General features: G+C 44.8%; 16 protein-coding genes. 5 read left to right on the top strand and 11 right to left on the bottom strand.

The features are described from left to right. Positions 1–13: 13 nt before the first annotated feature. The gene (hppD, locus tag DR864_RS00625) at positions 14–1,147 is read right to left on the bottom strand and encodes a 4-hydroxyphenylpyruvate dioxygenase (protein WP_114065119.1); all 1,134 of its coding nucleotides are present in this window, start codon (positions 1,145–1,147) and stop codon (positions 14–16) included. A 270-nt stretch (positions 1,148–1,417) separates the two neighbouring features. Next, complete coding sequence (locus DR864_RS00620; RefSeq protein WP_114065118.1) at positions 1,418–3,388, bottom strand: acetoacetate--CoA ligase; 1,971 nt, start codon at positions 3,386–3,388, stop codon at positions 1,418–1,420. Between the two features lie 211 nt (positions 3,389–3,599). Between DR864_RS00620 and DR864_RS00615 the strand changes: the two genes are divergently transcribed. The 3 genes from DR864_RS00615 (at position 3,600) to DR864_RS00605 (ending at position 7,546) form a co-directional block, all read left to right on the top strand. Then, positions 3,600–5,342 (top strand): pseudouridine synthase, encoded by a 1,743-nt coding sequence (locus DR864_RS00615; protein ID WP_114065117.1) that lies wholly within the window; start codon positions 3,600–3,602, stop codon positions 5,340–5,342. Positions 5,343–5,464: 122 nt separating this feature from the next. After that, complete coding sequence (locus DR864_RS00610) at positions 5,465–6,664, top strand: glycosyltransferase family 4 protein (protein ID WP_114065116.1); 1,200 nt, start codon at positions 5,465–5,467, stop codon at positions 6,662–6,664. An 18-nt stretch (positions 6,665–6,682) separates the two neighbouring features. Further along, the gene (locus DR864_RS00605) at positions 6,683–7,546 is read left to right on the top strand and encodes an alpha-1,2-fucosyltransferase (RefSeq protein WP_114065115.1); all 864 of its coding nucleotides are present in this window, start codon (positions 6,683–6,685) and stop codon (positions 7,544–7,546) included. A gap of 3 nt (positions 7,547–7,549) precedes the next feature. Here the strand turns inward: DR864_RS00605 and DR864_RS00600 are convergent, their stop codons facing one another. Together DR864_RS00600 and DR864_RS00595 are read right to left on the bottom strand one after the other, a co-directional pair. Next, entirely contained in the window at positions 7,550–8,413 is an 864-nt protein-coding gene (locus DR864_RS00600) for a c-type cytochrome (protein ID WP_114065114.1), read from the bottom strand. A gap of 141 nt (positions 8,414–8,554) precedes the next feature. Next, a complete protein-coding gene (locus DR864_RS00595; RefSeq protein ID WP_114065113.1) occupies positions 8,555–9,286 on the bottom strand; it encodes an NIPSNAP family protein in 732 nt (243 codons plus the stop codon). 175 nt (positions 9,287–9,461) lie between these two features. On the opposite strand from DR864_RS00595, the gene DR864_RS00590 reads away from it, so the two are divergent. Continuing rightward, positions 9,462–9,866, top strand: coding sequence for a DUF4174 domain-containing protein (locus tag DR864_RS00590; RefSeq protein WP_114065112.1), 405 nt, complete (start codon positions 9,462–9,464; stop codon positions 9,864–9,866). Here the strand turns inward: DR864_RS00590 and DR864_RS00585 are convergent. From DR864_RS00585 to DR864_RS00560, 6 genes are all read right to left on the bottom strand, one after another. Further along, positions 9,863–12,592 (bottom strand): formylglycine-generating enzyme family protein, encoded by a 2,730-nt coding sequence (locus DR864_RS00585; protein ID WP_114070104.1) that lies wholly within the window; start codon positions 12,590–12,592, stop codon positions 9,863–9,865. The two genes, DR864_RS00590 and DR864_RS00585, sit on opposite strands and share 4 nt — an antisense overlap. Positions 12,593–12,635: 43 nt before the next feature. Beyond that, positions 12,636–13,076 carry a GNAT family N-acetyltransferase gene (locus tag DR864_RS00580; RefSeq protein ID WP_114070103.1) on the bottom strand — a complete coding sequence of 147 codons (441 nt, stop codon included), beginning with the start codon at positions 13,074–13,076 and terminating at the stop codon, positions 12,636–12,638. Positions 13,077–13,108: 32 nt separating this feature from the next. After that, the gene (locus tag DR864_RS00575) at positions 13,109–13,759 is read right to left on the bottom strand and encodes an NAD(P)H-binding protein (protein WP_229599486.1); all 651 of its coding nucleotides are present in this window, start codon (positions 13,757–13,759) and stop codon (positions 13,109–13,111) included. Positions 13,760–13,960: 201 nt separating this feature from the next. Beyond that, on the bottom strand, positions 13,961–14,593 hold the full coding sequence (locus tag DR864_RS00570) for an MgtC/SapB family protein (RefSeq protein ID WP_114065111.1): 633 nt from the start codon (positions 14,591–14,593) through the stop codon (positions 13,961–13,963). A gap of 29 nt (positions 14,594–14,622) precedes the next feature. Further along, positions 14,623–15,945 carry an aminopeptidase P N-terminal domain-containing protein gene (locus tag DR864_RS00565; RefSeq protein WP_114065110.1) on the bottom strand — a complete coding sequence of 441 codons (1,323 nt, stop codon included), beginning with the start codon at positions 15,943–15,945 and terminating at the stop codon, positions 14,623–14,625. 95 nt (positions 15,946–16,040) lie between these two features. Beyond that, a complete protein-coding gene (locus tag DR864_RS00560) occupies positions 16,041–17,426 on the bottom strand; it encodes an aminopeptidase P family protein (RefSeq protein ID WP_114065109.1) in 1,386 nt (461 codons plus the stop codon). An 85-nt stretch (positions 17,427–17,511) separates the two neighbouring features. Between DR864_RS00560 and DR864_RS00555 the strand changes: the two genes are divergently transcribed. Beyond that, positions 17,512–19,059, top strand: coding sequence for a S8 family serine peptidase (locus DR864_RS00555; RefSeq protein ID WP_114065108.1), 1,548 nt, complete (start codon positions 17,512–17,514; stop codon positions 19,057–19,059). A gap of 84 nt (positions 19,060–19,143) precedes the next feature. On the opposite strand, the gene DR864_RS00550 is transcribed toward DR864_RS00555, so the two are convergent. Beyond that, positions 19,144–20,004, bottom strand: a complete 861-nt coding sequence (locus DR864_RS00550) for a sulfurtransferase (RefSeq protein WP_114065107.1) — start codon at positions 20,002–20,004, stop codon at positions 19,144–19,146. Between the last annotated feature and the right edge of the window lie 161 nt (positions 20,005–20,165).

The raw sequence follows: 20,165 nt of genomic DNA, 5'->3' as shown, positions 1-20,165 counted from the left end.
CTATGAAAATTAATTACAGCGTTCCGCGCAGTTCTTGTTCTCGTTCAATGGCTTCAAACAAGGCCTTAAAATTGCCCTTTCCAAACGATTTAGCGCCTTTACGCTGAATGATTTCGAAGAACAACGTCGGACGCGGCATGATGGGTTTCGTGAAAATCTGGAGTAAATAGCCTTCTTCGTCTCGGTCAACCAAAATACCCAGTTCTCGCAACGGTGCCAAATCTTCATCAATGTGCCCTACCCGACCGAGTAAATCATCGTAATAAGCGCTCGGTATTCGCAAAAACTCCACCCCGCGACTTTGTAACTGGTTTACGGTATGGATGATGTCGTCTGTGGCGACAGCAATGTGCTGAATTCCTGCACCGCCATAAAAATCCAAATATTCCTCTACCTGCGATTTTTTCTTTCCCTCGGCGGGTTCGTTGATGGGAAATTTGATGCGACCGTTTCCATTGCTCATCACTTTGCTCATCAGGGCGGTGTAGTCAGTCGAAATATCCTTGTCATCAAACGACACCAATTGATTGAATCCCATGACGTTGGCGTAAAAATCTACCCACGGCAACATTTCGTTCCAGCCTACATTTCCGACCATGTGATCTACATATTTTAACCCCGTTTCTGACGGTCGATATACAGGATTCCAAGGCTTAAATCCAGGCAAAAAGACACCATTATAAGCTTTGCGCTCTACAAAAACATGAACCGTATCCCCGTAGGTATGAATACCCGAGCGTACCACTTTACCAAAAGCATCCTCTTCAACAACTGGCTCAAAGTAAGGCTTAGCCCCACGACTGACTGTCTGTTCAAAAGAATAAGTAGCATCGTCTACCCACAACGCAACGACTCTTACCCCGTCGCCGTGGGTGTCGATGTGTTGACCAATGGCAGTCCGTCCGACCAACGGAGAGGTAAGCATCAGCCGTATTTTACCCTGCTGCACCACGTACGACTCACGGTCGCGCAAGCCCGTTTCGAGACCCGCATGGGCCAAAGGTTGAAAACCAAAAGCTGTCTGAAAATAGTGAGCTGACTGCCGAGCATTGCCTACGTACATTTCTAGGTAATCGGTGCCGTTGAGGGGTAAAAAATCGGCGGTTTCGGTTGATGAAGCTTCAATATCTGCAATGAGTGTTTCCATGAATGTCTATTAGTTTAACTATATTTGTTTTACTAATTATTATTTTACTTACAATTTTATGAACAATTAAATTCATTTGCAAGATTTCATGGAAAATTATTGCTAAACTCAGAAAATAGAGGGGAGCTTGAGGCAAAATAGCCTGTAGTAAAATAAAAAATTGGCCCCTACAAATAAGATGCAGAGGCCGAAGAAATTGAATCCCATCGGGAAAACCACAATGAGAAGCATTGTGGCCACAAAACAAAATGGTTTGTAACTATACTTTATTTACACCTGTGCACGATTAAACTGCGCAAAAAAATCCAGCGATTGAGGATTTCGCATGGTATCGCGGCTGGCAGCCTTGGCGGGGTCGGTGCCCATCAAAATCTTTTTGACGGGCGCTTCCATTTTCTTGCCACTGATGGTATAAGGCACTTCCGAAAGTTCATAAATAGCATCCGGGACGTGGCGAGGGCTGAATTGAGAACGGAGTTGCAAATTGATTTTTTTCTTTAAATCATCGGTCAATTCCTGACCTTGGGCCAGAACCACAAACAGCGGCATGAAGTATTTTCCACCCGTCTGTTCCAAGCAAACCACCAAACTATCCGTCACTTCGGGCACGCTCTCTACAGCACTGTAGATTTCTCCCGTGCCAATGCGCACCCCATCGCGGTTGAGGGTGGCATCGGAGCGCCCGTAGATGACAATTCCGCCTCGGTCATTGATTTTAATCCAATCGCCGTGCCGCCAAATGTTGGGATAACTCTCAAAATAGCTGGCTCGGTAACGTTGGTTATCTTTGTCATTCCAAAAATAAATGGGCATAGAAGGCATCGGCTGGGTGATAACCATTTCGCCAAGTTCATTCTGAACAGGATTACCCACCTCGTCGAACGCCTCCAATTTACAGCCTAACAACCGGCACTGGATTTCGCCCGAGTACACGGGCAACGTAGGACAACCGCCTACGAAAGCGCTACAAATATCGGTACCTCCGCTGAGAGAAATGAGCCACACATCCTTTTTGACATGTTGGTAAATCCATTCAAAAGCTTCGGGAGGCAAGGGCGAGCCCGTGGAGCCAATGCTTTGGAGTTGGTTAAATTTATACCCCTGCAAACTCACACCCGCTTTCATACACGCCAGATAAAAAGCCGCACCTCCACCAAAATGGTTGATTTTTGCTTTTTCGGCCAAATCCCACAAAACATTCATAGTAGGATATTGAACGGCTCCTTCATAGAGCACCAGCGTTGCCCCTGCCAAGAGAGAGGCCACCGAAAAATTCCACATCATCCAACCCGTGGTTGAATACCAAAAATAACGGTCGCCAGGCTTGACGTTTTGATGGATAGTAAGGGCCTTCAAGTGTTCCAACAAGCAGCCGCCCACGCTGTGGGTGATGGCTTTGGGCTTGCCCGTGGTGCCCGAAGAGTAAACCACCCACAAAGGATGATCAAAAGGAACGGGCGTAAATTCGAGGGTCGAGAAAGGCGTTTTTAACACATCCTTCCAATTATCCGTTTTTGGCAGTTGTGCCTCGGAATTTAGGTACGGAACCAAAACCGTGCGTTTGAGGGTAGGCAACTGACTGATGAGCTGTCGCATGGCTGGAAGCTTATCAAAGGCTTTTCCGTTGTACGTATAGCCATCGGCGATAATCAATACCTTGGGTTCAATCTGTTGAAAACGGTCTAAAATCCCCGTCGTCCCAAAATCTGGTGAACAACTTGACCAAACCGCTCCTAGCGAATTGGCTGCTAAAAAAGCCACAACCGCCTGTGGGCCGTTGGGCAATACGCCCACCACTCTATCGCCAGCTACTACGCCAGATTGACGCAAATAAGCGGCCACTGCTCCTACCTGTTTTTCCAATTCGCGCCAAGAAAGTTCTTTGAGCGGTTCCTGCTCCGATTGAAACATAATGGCAGGACGGGCCGGCGTTTTATGACGGAAAATGTGCTCGGCATAATTGACCGTTGCCCCTCTAAACCACTTGGTTCCGATAAAATCCCTATTTTGTCGAATCAAAACTTCAAAATAAAGACTGTGTGATTTTACCTCACAAAATTGCCATACACTTTCCCAAAAATCATCCAAATCAGTGACCGACCAATCCCATAAGTCATGGTAATTTTTGAAGTACAATCCTTTTTTAACAAATAGCCAATTTTGAAACTTTTTGAGATTGGATTGTTCCATGAACGAACGGGATGGCGTCCATAACGGTTTAACGGGGGCAAGGTCCAGCATTACGTGTGTATAAAAGTTATGAGGATTCGGATGGATTTTTGATTAAACGACCAAAATCATTTTTTTGAGATATATTTAGGTTAAAAAAACATCTTCGCTTAAAATTCAGTACCTTTGTATCGCTGATTATCAGGCAATTTCGTTAAAATCAGCATTTACCAAATAATCGTTTACATAACTTCTTATTTACAGTAGTGATACTGCAAGCCCAATGAAAAAAGACAACAAAACACCGGGCAATACGCCTTTTTACAGCAAGTACAAAAAGGACTCGACCACTTCGTCCGACAAATCTTTTGACAAGCCATTTGAAAAAAAATCACCTCGCGGCCGCAGCGAAAGATCTTTTGACAAGCCTTTTGACCAAAAACGCAGCGGCGACAAACCCGCCTTCAAAAAACCGTTTGATAAACCATTCGACAAAAAAGGAGATTTCAAACCACGCGGAGAAAGAAGCTTTGACAAGCCTTTCGAAAAACGCGGCCCTGGTTCGGACAAACCGTATGACCGTGAAAAGCGGAACTTCGACAAACCCTTTGAAAAGCGCGGTGACCGCCCAGAGCGTGGCGAAAGGCCCGCCTTCAAAAAACCATTTGACAACAAAGGCGATTTTAAACCACGCGGAGAAAGAAGCTTTGACAAGCCTTTCGAAAAACGCGGCTCAGGTTCAGATAAGCCGTATGACCGTGAAAAACGGAACTTCGACAAACCTTTTGAAAAGCGCGGTGACCGCCCAGAGCGTGGCGAAAGACCAACTTTCAAAAAACCGTTTGAAAACAAAGGTGATTTTAAACCACGCGGCGAAAGAAGTTTCGATAAGCCTTTTGAAAAACGCGATGACCGCAGCGAGCGACCATATGACCGCGAAAAACGGAACTTCGACAAGCCTTTTGAAAGACGCGACGACCGCAGCGAACGACCATACGACCGCGAAAAACGGAACTTTGATAAGCCTTTTGAAAGACGCGATGACCGCAGCGAACGACCGGCCTTCAAAAAACCGTTTGAGAAGCCTTTTGAAAGAACTCCCCGCGACAACGGAGGCACATTTGACGGCGAAAAACGCCCTTTTGATAAACCCCATAAACGTCCGCGTACCAACGAAAAATCGGACGAAAATGAAAGACGTGACCGCGCCCGTGATGCCGAACAGCGTCGCGTAGGCGAATTTAAAGAAGCGCCCCGCTATGATTTCAGTCAGGCAGAACAACGCTACGCCAAGAAAATTCAGCCCAAAAACGATGATGGACAAATCCGTCTCAACAAATACATCGCAAACGCTGGGCTTTGCTCGCGCCGCGAAGCAGATGGATTAATAGAGTCGGGACAAATTACCATCAACGGAAAAGTGATTACCGAAATGGGCCATCAGGTCAATCCAGGTGAAGTTGTCAAATACGGCAACCGCGTGTTGAATCCTGAGAAAATGGTGTATATCCTTGTCAACAAACCCAAAGATTACATCACCACCACCGACGACCCAGAAGGCCGCCATACGGTGATGGAACTGATTGCAGGGGCGTGCAAGGAGCGCGTCTATCCAGTAGGACGTTTGGACCGTAACACGACTGGACTGCTACTCCTTACCAACGACGGAGAATTAGCCGAAAAGCTAATGCACCCTTCCAACGAAATTCAGAAAATCTACCAAGTAGAATTGGATAAGCCCATCACACAGGAAGATTTTGACAAAATCAAAGCAGGTTTCGATTTGGAAGACGGCCCCATCAAACCTGATGATTTGGCCATCGTAACCCCCGACGCCATGGTAGTGGGTATCGAAATCCACAGCGGTCGCAACCGCATCGTGCGTCGTATTTTTGAAAGCTTGGGCTACGAAGTACTCAAACTAGACCGTACCGTGTACGGAGGTTTGACCAAGAAAGAACTTCCACGCGGCAAATGGCGCTTCTTGAACGAGCGCGAGGTGGTAAAATTGAGATATAAACTATAGTCGATTCACTCATAAGTTCAAATCCCCCTCTGCCACACGCACTGGGGGATTTTTTTTTATTTCTCATGTCACTTTATTATTGTTTTTAAGTCATTGTTAAAGAACCTTTTCTTTAACCAACTTTGAATCATAAAATTTTAATCGCCTGTTTTGGTTTCTACCCCGAAACGCACGGTATTGCACAAGCGGCCTATCAACAGGCCATGGGACTTCATCGTTTGGGGTATAAAATCACAGTCTTAACCCAATCATCTGAACAACCGCGCCACTTACCTTTTGACATCATCACTTTTCCCTTATCTCCCAGCCGTTTACCCAAATTTAATGAAATAGAAGTAGGCAAAGCTTACCAACAATTTCTACGGGAATCCCACTTCGACGTACTCTTTTTTCATTGTTGGGAAAGCTGGGTATCTGAGTTAGCCCTTCCGATTCTGAACCAAATACGGGGCAAAAAAGTACTGGTAAGTCACGGCACGACGATTCACCTGCGCTATCCTGGCATCAAAGGATGGTTACGTTGGCTCCGTAATCGCCCAGCGGCTTGGCAGTTTTCTGGAAAACTCACAGTGTTTGATTATTATGTCTTTTTAAGTAAAAAACCAGATAAACAACGCCTCTCCGATCTAATCGAAGCTAAACGACTCAATCTCCATAATTTTAGCATTATTCCCAACGGGGCGAATCCCAGGTTCTTTCAGCAACCAAGCACTGATTTCTGGGATAAATTTGAATTAAACAAAGCAAAAATGCTGCTTTGCGTCGGCAATTTTAGCCAAGAGAAAGGCCAATATGAACTCATTAAGTGGTTTATCGAGATTTCTCCGAAGGATACGATTTTGGTATTGATTGGCAGTCATTTTAACGATTATTCCAATCAGTTAAAAAAAACCTTCGGCAAACATTTAAACACGACCATTTTCCTATTTGAAAAACTAACCCTTGAAGATATTCACGCTGCTTATTGTTCGGCTACGCTATTCGTGTCGGCCACTTTTACCGAAGTCCAACCGTTGGTTTTACTAGATGCAATGGCCGTGGGCCTTCCTTTTTTATGCCGAGATGTAGGAGCCGTTTCAAGCTTGGAAGGCGGCTTGTGTTTTAAGGATAAAGATGAGTTTAAGGTGTTGCTAAAACAGCTCTTAAGAAACCCATTTACACGGCAAAATTTCGGCAACAAAGGAAAAACAGCGGCTTTATCCATCTATCATTGGGACTTAATTGCAGAGTCTTATCATTCATTGATTCAAAAACTAACTTCTACCCAAAATAATGACACAAAAACATACTTAAATTCTAAAAATCAACTACAATCAGTTTAATGTATTCTTCAAAAAAGAATGATTTTTGTAAAACTTAGCGGAGGGCTTGGTAATCAGCTTTTTCAGTACGCTTTGGGCCGAAATTTGGCTATTTTGAACCAAACAGTACCCAAATTAGACACTTCTTTACTGGATAAATCACACGATTGGACCTACCGAAGGTACGGCTTGGAGGTGTTTAATATCCAAGCCATAAAAGCCACCCAACTGGAAATCAATCAAATAAGAGACAACTGGAATTCTTTATCCCAGCGCTTTAGAAGGTTTTTGGGGGGTACGTCCTCAAACTACTTCAAAGAGCCTCATTTTCATTTTTATCAGCCCGTTTTATCGCTTCAAGACGGTGTTTATCTGGAGGGTTATTGGCAGTCGGAGAAGTATTTTGCAGGTATTGCGGACGTTATCCGTGAAGATTTAAGACCTGTTGTGTCGTTGTCGAATCAATATGAAACCTTCAAACGGTCCATTAAGCAATGCGTTTCGGTAAGTATCCACATTCGACGGGGAGATTACACAACAACCTCAAAAGCAAACCGTTATCTAAAACCGTGCGAAACCATTTATTACCAAACAGCAATGGAATACTTAACAAGCCGGATTTCAAACCCCGTATTTTTTGTATTCTCTGACGATATCGAATGGGCAAAAGCCAATGTGAAATTTGGTTTCCCAATGCTGTATATCGAGGGAAATTCGACTCCAGAAGATTTGTTACTTATGTCTCATTGTCAGCATCATATCATTGCCAACAGCACCTTTAGTTGGTGGGGCGCGTGGCTGAATCCCTCACAAGATAAAATAGTAATCGCTCCGCAGAAATGGTTTTCTACGGAGCGATTTGATACCAAAGATTTATTGCCACAATCGTGGATTCGTCTCTGAATCTTATACTTTGACTTTGTGTTTAGCCATGTACTTCAAATAGTTGACGATTTCATCCAACTCTTTGTCTGACAAGTGCGTCACGGCGGGCATTTTACACTCATTTCGAAAGGAGGTTGGGGCTTTTACAAATTGTTTAATTTGGTCTACCTGCCAATACTCAGTTATACTTTTGGGAAAATTGAGTTCTGGGCCCATTTTTCCGCCTACTTTATTGAGCGAGTGGCAAGTCAGGCAGTTTACTTTAAACAATTCAAATCCTTTTACCTGCGTATCATCGTCTTTGGGAAACAACACCGCCAATTCTTTGGAAGCCGCCGATAAGCTTATTTTGACCAAGTTGTAAGGCCATTTGTAAGTCACATCTTTGGCGGGCACATCGGTATAAACCACATAAAACGGAGCTATTTTCATTTCATGAGTGCCTTTTTTAGGATTTATCCAGTCCTGACCCGCAGGCGCTTCCACATCAGAAATGGCCAAATACGACTTTTTTTGCAACACTTTCTCCAACGACATCGAAGGATTGTACCCATCTTCGCATTCAAACACAATCTGCGTCTGCCTGAGATCTAAACGCTTATAAGCGGGAATGAATTTGTCCAATACAACTTGTAGGGGAATCGCTTTGTACGATTTTGATTTAAAAAATACGGGGTCTTCTTTTACTACCACCGTTTGGGCTTCGGGCAAAGAGGCTTTAATATCAGGCAAATACACACTCAAAGAATCTTTTTTGGGAGCTAAAATAGCTACACTATCCACCGCTGTTGAATCCAAATTTTCCGATTGATTATCAGATGTTTGGGAATTTGTACAACTGACAAAAACAATCCCTAATCCTAAAGCAGCGAGTACAGTTTTCATTTACAGAATGGATTTTAGTGACACAGCGTGACGACAGCTTCTCAAAACTGTCGCTTCGGTTTCTCAAAACCTTGTGTGCTTTCAGTTTTGAGAAACCGAAGCGTTGGGTCCTCAGACCCAACAGCAGCTTCAACGATAGATTTATTTTATCGTAGAGAAGTCCGTTGCTTTCATGTAGACCGACTCCACCTTGGCGGCAAGTTTTCCGTTTTTCTCCGATTCGTCGCGAGCCTTTATCCATACTGGATCAGCACGAAAAGCATCAAACGCTTTTTTACCAGCTTCTTCGCTAGGGTGCGCCAAAATGTAAATCAGCGTATCATCTTTGCCGTCTACGGTCCAATAGGCCACGTTGGTCATGCCGTGCTTTTTAAACAATTTGAGGGTATGGTCACGAAAACGGGTCAATAAATCGGGCAATTTACCCGTGTTGGTAGTGTAAGTCCGCAACTCAAATACACGCTCTTTTTTACTCTTAGAAGACTTGATTTTGGGTGAAAAATCGGTTGCGTTCATAAAGATACTTTCTACTTTGGCCACAATTTTTCCGCTTACTTCCGAATCAGATTGTACTTTTTTCCATTCAGGGTCTGAACCAAAAGCCTTCCATGAAGCATCGCGAGCGGCACGGTCGGGGTACGAAAGAACGTAAACAAGTTTATTTTCTTCGTGCAAAGGCACCCAATAACCCACGTTTGTCATGCCGTGTTTTTCAAATATTTTGGTGGTATGGTCACGAAAACGGGTCAATAAAGCTTCCAATCGGCCTGGGTGGGTGTAATAAATCCGGGTTTCATAGCAGCGGGTATCTTGGGCAGAAGCCGTCAGGCTGGCGGCAAAAAGAAGCATAATGGAAAGAATTTGTTTAAACATAATAGCTTATTGGTTTATTTGCATTTATAAAAGACACATTGTGTTGAGTTCTATGTTAGGCAAAGCAAGTTTTCTCATTATTTCTTTTTTGTTTTACTTTTAGGTTCTAAGTCAAAGAAAAAACTGCGCCATGTAAAGCGTAAAAAGTGATTCGTAAACCATAATATTTTCAAAAATGAACGCATTATTTCTCATAATCTGTGCTGTTTGTTTCAATTTCCAAGACTCCCTCGAAAAACAATTGGAAAAAATGGTGTGGAAAAATCGTGTCGTGGTAGTGTACTGCCCCAAGGCTTCAGATGCCGAATTTAAACTGCAAAAAAAGTGGCTGAGCGAAGTTGGGAAGGACTTTATGGAGCGTGATTTACGCGTGATTGACTGCTTCGAAGCCAATATATCGACCGAAGACGCCCTTCATCTGAAAGAAAGATTTAAGTACACACCCAACCATTTTTGTTTTTGGTTGATTGGCAAAGATGGCGAAATCAAACTCGTAAGCGACAAGCCCGTCAAACCAGAGCAGCTTTTCGGGCTTATTGATTCGATGCCGATGCGACGTGCGGAGGCGGGGAAGAATTAATCCCGAACGCACCGAAAACCAACGGTCGCGTTGCGCTCAAAGCCTTCCGAAACCCGTAGTAAAATCTGCTGATGCGTAAGCGGTTGCGGGCCGCCTTGCACATACCACCAGCTGGACTCAGGCTTAAAATAACTTCCCCCTTTGAGCATGATGTAGCGGTATTGGCCCGTGTGGTATTCATCATTGGTCAGTTGCCAAACCACACCTTGCAGCTGGTTTAACGTCGGCAAGGTTTCGAACCGCAGACGCGCAGTCCTTGCCGACGTTCTTAATACCGAATCTTTTTCCGCCGCGTATTGCCATTCTCGCTCCGTTGGTAGTCGCTTGCCCGCCCATTTTGCGTACGCCTTGGCATCTTCGAGCGACACATACACCACAGGTTTGTTTTCTTCGCCTTTGGGGATTTGCCCGTTTTTCCAGTGTTTCAAAAAGTTGGCGGCATCTTTGGGTTTGTAACGGGTTGAGGTGAGAAATTTCTTAAAATCGGTGTTAGAAACTAAATTTTTATCCATCAAAAATGCACTGATTTCGTACGTTGTAGTGTCCTTTTCAGGATAGGGCAAAAATACATCTCCGTGCGTAGTAACGTGACGATAGCGGCCTGCGGGGATTTGAAGCTCAGCGTTTGGAGTCCCACTTAGAATAGATTTTGCATCAGGATGGGCAGTAGGAGGTAAAAACTTTATTTTTTTTGCATCAACCCTAACACTGCCAGCCTGTAGCTCCAAAATGGATTCTTCTATGAGTTCCTGCTTATTTTTATCAAAAACCTGCACAACAATTTTACCTTCATAGTACCTTAGTTCTTCTAAATCACTAAGAACACAACCATAATTTGTTACAATTGGCTTTTTAATGTACATGGGATTTCCTTTCCATATTGTTACATTATAATTTGGAAGAAGTTCACCAGAACACCACAAGTCATTTGTCAAACCAAATGCTTCCTTCATTTCTGCCACACACCCTACTGCGCCTTCATTATTTGTACCTAGATATTTTTTATGAAAAGGCTCCGTTTCCACTTCGATATACCACTTACCACCTTGCAGTATCGGAGTCAGCTCGCGGTGATTCCATAAATCGACAAAATGATAGCCTTTTCGGGGTTGTACTTCAAACAAGGGACCACTGAATCCTTCGGGAATCAGGCTGAAAATCGTGTAAAGTGTTTTAGTAGAATCCTGCCATTTGTTTACAAAAATTCCATCGCGGGTTGTCGTGATAAGCGGCGTGATATTTCTGCTTAAAAACACCGAGCTATTTTCCCGTAAAATCCGCGTGGTTTGGCCTAAAAAACGGTAATCTTCTTCGACCCAATCGGGCGTACCAGCCTGAAAAACGTTCAACTCGGTGCCGTAGCCGTTGAAAAAGCTCGTGGCAAATTCGCGTCGAATACGCTCTTTGAACTGCTCGGCTACGCGAAAAATAGCAAAGTCAGGCTTAATAAATTTATTGAGATTCAACATCGGCGGGTAATACAACGCATTATGAACGCGCCCCGCCACAATTCCCGGCATATCTTTGGGGATGGCCATGCCTTCGCTGTACATCACCACGCCCTTTTTAACTTGATCGGCAGCCTCCTGCAATTCTTTACTGCTGCTACCGCGCGTGTCGAGCACCACACCGTCGGCCTGAGTAGCCGCGATGAGGTCTGAAAGTCCCTTCAAATGCGCTTTTGGATTGTTGGCATCACGGGTGGATTCGTCCCACGGATTATAACACAAAAACAATTTTGTGCCTTGGGCCCGCATCATATTTCCCATTTTTTTAATGTTCGGCAGCCCGCCCGGCAAGTCACTAAACAAATCAAATTGATTTCGTTGGTCTAAGCCAAGCGTGGGCCAGGTGGGCCAAATGCCAAGTACGTCGTCGCCGCCGTAGAGGGCTTTACCACGTTTGATAAAATCGTTGATGCCTTGCCCCCATTTTACCCCCAACGAAAAACGCTGGTCCCAAGCCATCATCAAATGAATGACATAACTCTTACGAATCCACTGCAAATCAGGCCGTTGAAAAAGAGAATTATCAAACTGAGCCAAGTCAAATAGTTTCCTTTTTTGGAATATTTGACGTAATCCTTCCTGCCAATTGCCCGTATAGGTTTCCAGCCACAGATGGTACACAACGCTGCCCTTAGGCGGCAGAATGGTTTCAAAACGACGGCGGGTGGCATTTTCCCATTTGACGCGCCGCATCAATGCGCACACATTCTTTTCGACCATGTTTACCGCTGAAAAACCCAACTCCCATGCATTATCGGGCAAAATAACGTTGACGGGTGCAAAACCAGGACGAAACAAATGCGCCCGTGACAACGAATGGTTTCCCAACCCCGTGATGTATACGTGTGATTTAGACTCTCCGAGTGGAACCACATTTCGAAGTCTTAATGTATCGGCAGACGTATTCGTAAAGGTAATCACCGCATACCCGTCTGACGGGTTAGAACCGTCGGATGGGTTGATTTGGTAGGTTACATTTAGCTTATTATCTAAGACAAAATTCAGTTTTTCTTTTTCAGATTGAAAAACAGTGCGCTCGGTCGTGGCGTATTTGTCATTTAAAACGTAAGAAAATAACGGAAGCGATTGATACGTGCGAATGGAAGAATCGCTTGTTTTCAGCTGCTCAAGGCGTAAAAAGCGATTTTCTACAAACGATGGCTGCCATTGAGCAACGGCACAAAGAGGCAAAAAGAGGGCGGTCAGCAATAGTCTCATCAGCAACTTACTTTTTTGTGTAAAGATGCGTAGAGCCTCGCGTTTACCCATACTTTTTCACAAACTTAAGATGGGTCGGTTCTAAGCCTTTTCTTTCGTAGAAACGATGCGTATCTACCCGTTTTTTATTGGCGGTTACTTCCAAAATTTTGAAATTTTCACGTTCTGCCACCTTCATCAATTCCTGAATCAGCAGACTTCCGACACCTTTGGAGCGGTAATTGTCCACGACAAACATTTCCTGAATCTCGCCTACTTTTCCGCAATGATGGAGTAACCACTGCGCATGGACACTAGCATAACCCACGCACTTGGCCTCATCAAAAGCCATAAAGTAATGGCAATCAGGATTTTTGAGGTTTCGATTGAAGATTTTCTGAAATGCGTTAAAATCCAATTTCTCTTCTTCCAACTCACAAAGGAAATCGTAGACCGTAATAACGTCGCTTTCGACGGCTCCTTGAATGTTAATGGTGGCAGACACAACGGTGAGATAAAAGTGAATCAATAATTACATCAAAACTCTTGCATCAGGTCAGACTCATACACCAGCGCTCCTTTGACGTTGCTGGAGGTAATGGAAACCATCGCTTCCGCCACCTTATCCGCCTCAATTGCCCGGTATTTAGCGGGAATAACAAATTGAAACAGTTTCGACAGCCATTCTCCTGCTTTTTCGCCAAAACGGCTCTCTTGACGCGCCCCCACCAACAGCGAAGGGCGGAAAATAAGCAGCGTTTCATAACCCAATTTTCGCAGCGATTCCTCCACTTTACCTTTGACCTGATTGTAATAAAACAAAGAAGTATAGTCTGCGCCCATGGCCGTAATAATGGCAAAACGTTTGGCCCCATTGGCCAAAGCTATTTTGGCTACTTCCATAGGATAAGTATAATCTACCAAATAAAAAGCCTCTTTCGAGCCTGCCTTTTTCATGGTGGTCCCGAGGCAGCAAAAAATATCATCTGCCTCAACAAGTGCCGCATCTGGATGGTCAAAATCAAAAATGATACTTTCCAATTTGGGATGGCTACCCGTAAAAGGCTTACGTGTCAGCACTTTGACATGACTGTATTTTTCAGAAGCCAATAGCTTTGCTACGACCTTCGCTCCTACCAAACCTGTAGCCCCAATTACTAACGCACTACGTTTTTCGGAGGTCATCATTATATAGATATTTAGGCATTTCTGACGATGATTAGGCTGTATCTGACCAACTTTCTTTATTACTATTTATTATGGATTCGTGTCAATTATCTAAATTCTTTACGTTTATATTTTATCTCTATGGTAACAATTGAAGTAAAATGCAAAAAAAAAGGGAGTTGTAAAAGCTTCCTCCCAACAAATTATTAAACGGTAAATAACCTAGAAATCAAATTCTAATACTTCTTCGTCATTCAGTAAAAGCTTGGTCAATTTGTCGTGTTTACGCTCTGGCCCCTGAATCGCCCACGTCCCGCTGATGGTATTACCGACTCGATTTTGCACCCCGCGTTTGGCATCTAATCCTAATTCTTTAAAAAGGCTTTCGTAATTTTTCAACGTTTTTTGTTGATACTTACAAACAATGCGGTAAGTACGAAGCTGATTATGACGGTTAATAATATCTTGAATCGGAACGAGCGCGTATAGCACAAAAAGCACCAATATAGACGAGGCCAAGGCGATTTCATAATAACCGATACCCACGCACATCCCCAACGCCGCCGTAGCCCAAGCCGTGGCCGCTGTTGTAATACCCGAAACACGGTTGCTCTCCCGAAAGATAATCCCGCCGCCGATAAAGCCGATGCCCGTCACAATATTGGAGGCTATCCGCCCCGCATCTCCACCCAATTTAGTCGAAATGACCGTAAAAAGCGTCGAACCAATGGCAATTAACATCATTGTTCGAAGCCCCGCCGATTTGCTGTGGTATTCACGTTCTAGCCCAATCAGCGCGCCTAACCCCGCCGCAATCAATAATCTTATAATATCTTCCGTAAAAAAAAAGCTCATTTTTATGCGAGGTTTTCCCTCATAATCAATTATTTACTCCCTAAATTCTTATCAAACCCAATTGATTGATGCATTAATTCTTCAATTTCCTCGGCTTCAATGGGTATATGCGCCATAAGGTCAACGTTTCCATCGGCAGTAATCAAAATATTGTTTTCGAGCCGAATCCCCAACCCCTCTTCTTTGATGTATATACCGGGTTCGCACGTAAAAACCATGCCAGGGGCAAAAGCACGGTATCGACTCCCCACATCGTGAACATCCAACCCCAACAAATGGGACGTTCCGTGCATAAAATACTTCTTGTACGCTGGCCAATCGGGGTCTTGTTTTTCAATGTCCTGTTTGGTCAACAACCCCAAGCCCAACAACTCACTTTCCATGATTTTGGCCACTTCTGCCTGATACGCATCGGGCATTGTGCCCGTCACGAGCATTCCGCGCGCGGCTTTCATTACCCGCAATACTGCATCGTATACCTCCCGCTGACGCGGCGTAAAACGACCATTAACGGGAATAGAACGCGTCAAGTCGGCATTGTAATTGGCGTACTCGGCCGCCACATCCAGCAACAAAATATCTCCCGCTTTACATTGTCGATTGTTTTCAATGTAATGCAACACGCACGCATTTTTCCCCGACGCAATGATGGGACTGTACGCAAAACCTTTGGAACGCTTTCGGGTAAATTCGTGGATAAACTCGGCCTCAATCTCGTATTCCCACACCTCAGGTTTGACAAAATTTAAGACCCTTAAAAATCCATCGCGGGTGATATCAATGGCTTTTTGAAGTTGATGAATCTCCTGCGGTTGCTTTACAGCGCGTAAATAATAGGTCAGCGGAGCCAAACGTTCCAAACGATGCAAAGGGTATCTTTCCTTAAAATCCCGAATATAACGCGCATCCCGCGTTTGGACTTGCGCGTCGCCTCGGGCGTGCTCGTTGGTGTTGAGGTACACATTTTCGGCCTCAAAAACCAACTGACTAAATATCAATTCAAACTGATGAGTCCAATAAATCCGCTGAATACCCGACACTTGCGTTGCCTGTGCTTTGGTCAGTTTTTCACCTTCCCATACGGCAATAAGCTCATTTGTTTCGCGCAAAAAAAGCAATTCTCGAAATTTAGGATCGGGGTGGTCTGGAAATAATACCAGAAGGGTTTCTTCCTGATCAATTCCTGACAGATAAAACAAATCGGAATTTTGCTTAAAACCCATGGTTCCGTCGGCATTGGTAGGCATGGGGTCATTGGCATTCAATATAACCAAGCTCTTGGGTTTCAATAACTTATAAAGTCGTTGGCGATTTTGAATAAAAAGCTGAACATCTATCGGTTCGTAACGCATTTTGTTTGTATCTTGTTTCCTCCGTGCCCCTCTATTTCTCCGTGGTTAGATTTTTTTAAAACCACAGAGAAATGGAGGGACACAGAGGCTAAAATTTAACACCTTAACCCTTCAATCTCGGCGATTGTTTTGGGAATGGGCTCACCAATCAATTTTGCACCGTCGGCCGTAATCACGTAATTATCCTCAATCCGCACCCCGCCAAATCCAAAATAAGCTTTCAGTTTATCGTACTTGATGAAGTCTTTAAATTTCCCTTGGCTTTCCCACAATTGAATCAATTCTGGTATAAAATACGTACCCGGCTCAATCGTTAGTGCAAATCCTTCTTCGAGTTCTTTGGCCAATCGTAATGACTTCAAACCAAGCAAATTGCTGCGTTCTAGTCCCTCACGGTAACCTATATAGTTTTCGCCCAAATTCTCCATATCATGAACATCCATCCCAATCATGTGCCCAACGCCATGAGGCATAAAAAGGCCTGGTACGCCCAAAGCCACCATTTCGTCCACATCTCCTTCTAGCAAACCGAGGTTTTTTAAACCTTCCGTCACCGTCCGCCAAGAAATCAAATGACAATCAAGGTACTTCACACCCGGACGCAATGCATTGATAACGTTCAGGTTGGCGTCCAGTACAATCTGATAGATTTCTTTTTGTTTTTCGGTAAATGTCTTGTCAACGGGCCACGTACGCGTGATGTCGCCAGCGTAATAGGTGGCCGTTTCCGCCCCAAAATCACCTAATACTAGCCGACCACTTTCGAGGCGATTGCCGTGATAATGATTGTGGAGCGTTTGCCCATCTACCGACAAAATAATTGGGTACGCTAAGTCTCCGCCACCGCTCCGCGCCGTACCATGAACAGTGCCCACAACTTCGTATTCGTATTTGCCCATGCGGGTAGCGCGAATCGCATTCAGGTGCATCTGCCCCGAAATGTTGACGGCTTTGTCCATTTCAACGATTTCGTGATCGGTTTTATAAGAACGTTGGTTTATGACCGCCATGATAAACGGCAATGAGGCTTTTTGAGGAATTTCGGCCAGCGACCAGCCCGTCCAGTGATGAAGTTTCAGGGTATGCTCAGGACGATACGGCGGCAAAAAATGGACGGCACGGCCCGCGCCGAGCGCGCCCTTGAGGGTAGCTTCTAAGGCCGATTTCGGAAGCGTTTTGGCCACGCCTACCCGGCCTGCTTGTTCTTGTAAAGTAGGCTGCGGCCCAGCCCAAATTACATCATCCATCGTAATTTCATCCCCCACAATCCATTCCTCGCCCGATTCTACGTCGATAATGGCCGCCAGTCCTACTTTATCCAATCCAAAGTAGTACAGAAAAGTGCTGTCTTGTCGAAAATGGTAGGTATTATCGGTGTAATTCATTCCCGATTCTTCATTTCCTAAAAACAATAATAGACCGTTTGAAACCTGATTTTTGAGTTTAGCGCGGCGCGAAGCGTAGGTATTTGTTGAAAACATTTGTATTCTTTTGTGAAAAATTTGTGAACTTTGTGTGATTTTTTAGCAATTTTAGGGAATCATACGTTTTCTTAACTTACTTAAGATGAAAAAAATTGGAACGACGATAGCGGCGGTGGCGATGCTGTCTTTTTCATTTAGCTGTTTGGCGCAGACAAAGTACTGGATTTTTCTGAAAGATAAAAATACGACCGATGCGCCGGCAATTTCACCAAAAACGCTACAAAATCGTCTCCAACAAGGGCTTACTTTATATGATGAAACGGATTTGCCCGTAAAAAAAGAATATCTTCAACAGCTACAAACAGCTGACTGTCAAACACTAAACATTTCTCGCTGGTTCAATGCGGTCTCGGCTCGCCTTACTGCTGAGCAATTGCAAGCCGTTCAGTCGCTTCCCTTTGTCAGTAAAGTACAACCCATCAACGGCCAATTTTACATCGCCAAAACCCAGCCCAATCGCCGCTCTGCGATGGCACCCGTCATGACGCAGGTACAAGCCGACGAATTTAAAAAAGCGGGTCTGAACGGAAAAGGAATCACCATCGGCGTCATTGACGCGGGATTTCTGGAAGCTCCCACCAATAATCTCCTAAAACACATTTTTGACCGCAAAGCCATCTTGGATAAACGTGATTATGTTAACCCACCGTTAACGTATTCTGATAAATTTTACACCACCGCCGAAACCTTTTCTGATTTTCACGGAACCGAAGTAATGAGCGCCATTTCGGGCGCCAATCGTTCCGAAAGTGCCCAAAACGGCTTAGCGACCGAATCACAGTTTTACCTTGCCCGCACCGACCACGGAACCCGCGAATTTCGCGGCGAGGAAGACAACTGGGTAGCCGCGATGGAGTGGATGGACAGCCTTGGCGTGCGTTTGATTAATACCTCATTGGGCTACGCCCAAGGGTTTACCGACCCCAACGAGAATTATCAAATCAACCAAATGGATGGCAAAACGAGCATCATCAGCCAGGCGGCGCAATTGGCGGCCGACAAAAAAGGTATCTTGGTAATCGTATCAGCCGGTAATGAAGGCGACGACCCAAGCTGGCGCATTATTTCCACTCCCGCCGACGCGCAAGGTGTTTTAGCCATCGGCGCTACCAATCAGCGGTATTGGAACCGCATCGGTTACAGCAGCATCGGGCCAGAGTTTTTGCCTTATCTAAAGCCCAACGTTTCCTGCTTTTCGTTATACGGCACGTCATTGTCGGCGCCCGTTATTACGGGCTTTGCGGCATGTTTGATGCAGGCCAACCCTACGCTCACCAACAAACAACTCATAAATCTCATTGAGAAATCAGCCCATTTGTACCCCTACGGAAATAATTTTGTCGGGTACGGGGTCCCGTTAGCTTCACGAGCTTTGGCATTGCTCCAAAATCCCGCCGAATCTGGCACCACCTACGCTCGGGAAATAAAAGCATCTGGCACATCACACACCCTAAAACTACCCGGAACCAGCGATATGGTTTCTGTTTTTCATAAAAAGAGCTCAATGCACGTGCTTACGCAGGAGATAGTACGCCTCCGCGAAGGCCAGTTGACGATTCAACGGCTGGAGGGGGAAACTCACACCACCATTGACCTAAAAACCGAAGTAATCGAGGTGGTTTGGGAATAATTTTTCTGATTTTATCGTATCAAAAAAATCCGCTTTCGGCTGTTTTCCCGAAAGCGGATTTTTTGGTTTTTATCATATCTGACCCTAATCTTTCGTCAAGGTAAACATCGGACGGTCGGTTCTTGACCATTCGCTCCACGAGCCCACATAGAGTTTGGGAATTTCCATTTCAGCGTAGGCCATGGCAAGCAACGTATGACAGGCGGTCACGCCCGAACCGCAATGAACAATGACATGCTGGGCATCTCTTCCATTCAAGGCTTCCGTGTATTTTTCTTTCAGTTCAGCAGGTGAAAGATAAAATCCATTAGCGTCCAAATTGCTCGTAAAAGGAATATTGACCGCCCCTGGAATGTGCCCCGCAATCAAATCAATGGGTTCAACTTTTCCATCAAAACGGTCTTTGTCACGCACATCAATCACCAGATAATCAACATCATTGGCTACTTTTTCTACTTCGTTGATGTCCGACAACGGCAACGTCCATCGAAGTCTTTCATAGGTTTTTTCGGGAATAGAAGGCGTTTCCTCTGCTGAGCTAACGGGGAAACCTGCATTTACGGCGGCATCCAACCCGCCATCAAGTACTTGTACATTTTCGTGTCCAATGGCTTTCAGCATCCACCAAAAACGAGCGGCCGCATTCCCCCCGTTTTTGTCATCATACACTACAACGTGCGTGTCGGGCCCGATGCCAAGTTGGGTTAACACTTGCGCAAATTGCATAAGGTCAGGCAATGGATGACGGCCTCCTTTTGAGGCATCCGCTGGCACGTTGGCCAATTGTTTTTCTAAATCAACAAACAACGCTCCCGCTAAATGGCGAGCGGCGTATCTATCTTTTGCTCCAGCTCCCGCCCGGGCGTCCACAATAACCAGATTTTTTTCCTGTACTGACGCGACCAATTCGGATGGCTTACTAATCGGAGATAACTTTTGTGGCATATCGTTCAGACGTTTGGGTTAATTCATAATGTAAACGCAAGTTAGTTTGTCGCTTTTGAATAAAAAAGGGGCAATTTAGGGTTAAAGGGTATTTTTTAGGCTTCAGCAATTCACATGAGCCCCCCGACTTTCTCCTTCGGAGCCTTAAAACTTTTTTCTTC

This window comes from Runella rosea (assembly GCF_003325355.1).
Lineage (GTDB): Bacteria > Bacteroidota > Bacteroidia > Cytophagales > Spirosomataceae > Runella > Runella rosea.
This window is presented reverse-complemented; position numbering and strand designations above follow the sequence as displayed.

Coding starts and splice junctions, on each gene's coding strand:
- hppD (WP_114065119.1), bottom strand. CDS start 1,147: ATGGAAACACTCATTGCAGATATTGAAGCTTCATCAACCGAAACCGCC.
- DR864_RS00620 (WP_114065118.1), bottom strand. CDS start 3,388: ATGCTGGACCTTGCCCCCGTTAAACCGTTATGGACGCCATCCCGTTCG.
- DR864_RS00615 (WP_114065117.1), top strand. CDS start 3,600: ATGAAAAAAGACAACAAAACACCGGGCAATACGCCTTTTTACAGCAAG.
- DR864_RS00605 (WP_114065115.1), top strand. CDS start 6,683: ATGATTTTTGTAAAACTTAGCGGAGGGCTTGGTAATCAGCTTTTTCAG.
- DR864_RS00600 (WP_114065114.1), bottom strand. CDS start 8,413: ATGAAAACTGTACTCGCTGCTTTAGGATTAGGGATTGTTTTTGTCAGT.
- DR864_RS00595 (WP_114065113.1), bottom strand. CDS start 9,286: ATGTTTAAACAAATTCTTTCCATTATGCTTCTTTTTGCCGCCAGCCTG.
- DR864_RS00590 (WP_114065112.1), top strand. CDS start 9,462: ATGAACGCATTATTTCTCATAATCTGTGCTGTTTGTTTCAATTTCCAA.
- DR864_RS00585 (WP_114070104.1), bottom strand. CDS start 12,592: ATGAGACTATTGCTGACCGCCCTCTTTTTGCCTCTTTGTGCCGTTGCT.
- DR864_RS00575 (WP_229599486.1), bottom strand. CDS start 13,759: ATGATGACCTCCGAAAAACGTAGTGCGTTAGTAATTGGGGCTACAGGT.
- DR864_RS00570 (WP_114065111.1), bottom strand. CDS start 14,593: ATGAGCTTTTTTTTTACGGAAGATATTATAAGATTATTGATTGCGGCG.
- DR864_RS00565 (WP_114065110.1), bottom strand. CDS start 15,945: ATGCGTTACGAACCGATAGATGTTCAGCTTTTTATTCAAAATCGCCAA.
- DR864_RS00560 (WP_114065109.1), bottom strand. CDS start 17,426: ATGTTTTCAACAAATACCTACGCTTCGCGCCGCGCTAAACTCAAAAAT.
- DR864_RS00555 (WP_114065108.1), top strand. CDS start 17,512: ATGAAAAAAATTGGAACGACGATAGCGGCGGTGGCGATGCTGTCTTTT.
- DR864_RS00550 (WP_114065107.1), bottom strand. CDS start 20,004: ATGCCACAAAAGTTATCTCCGATTAGTAAGCCATCCGAATTGGTCGCG.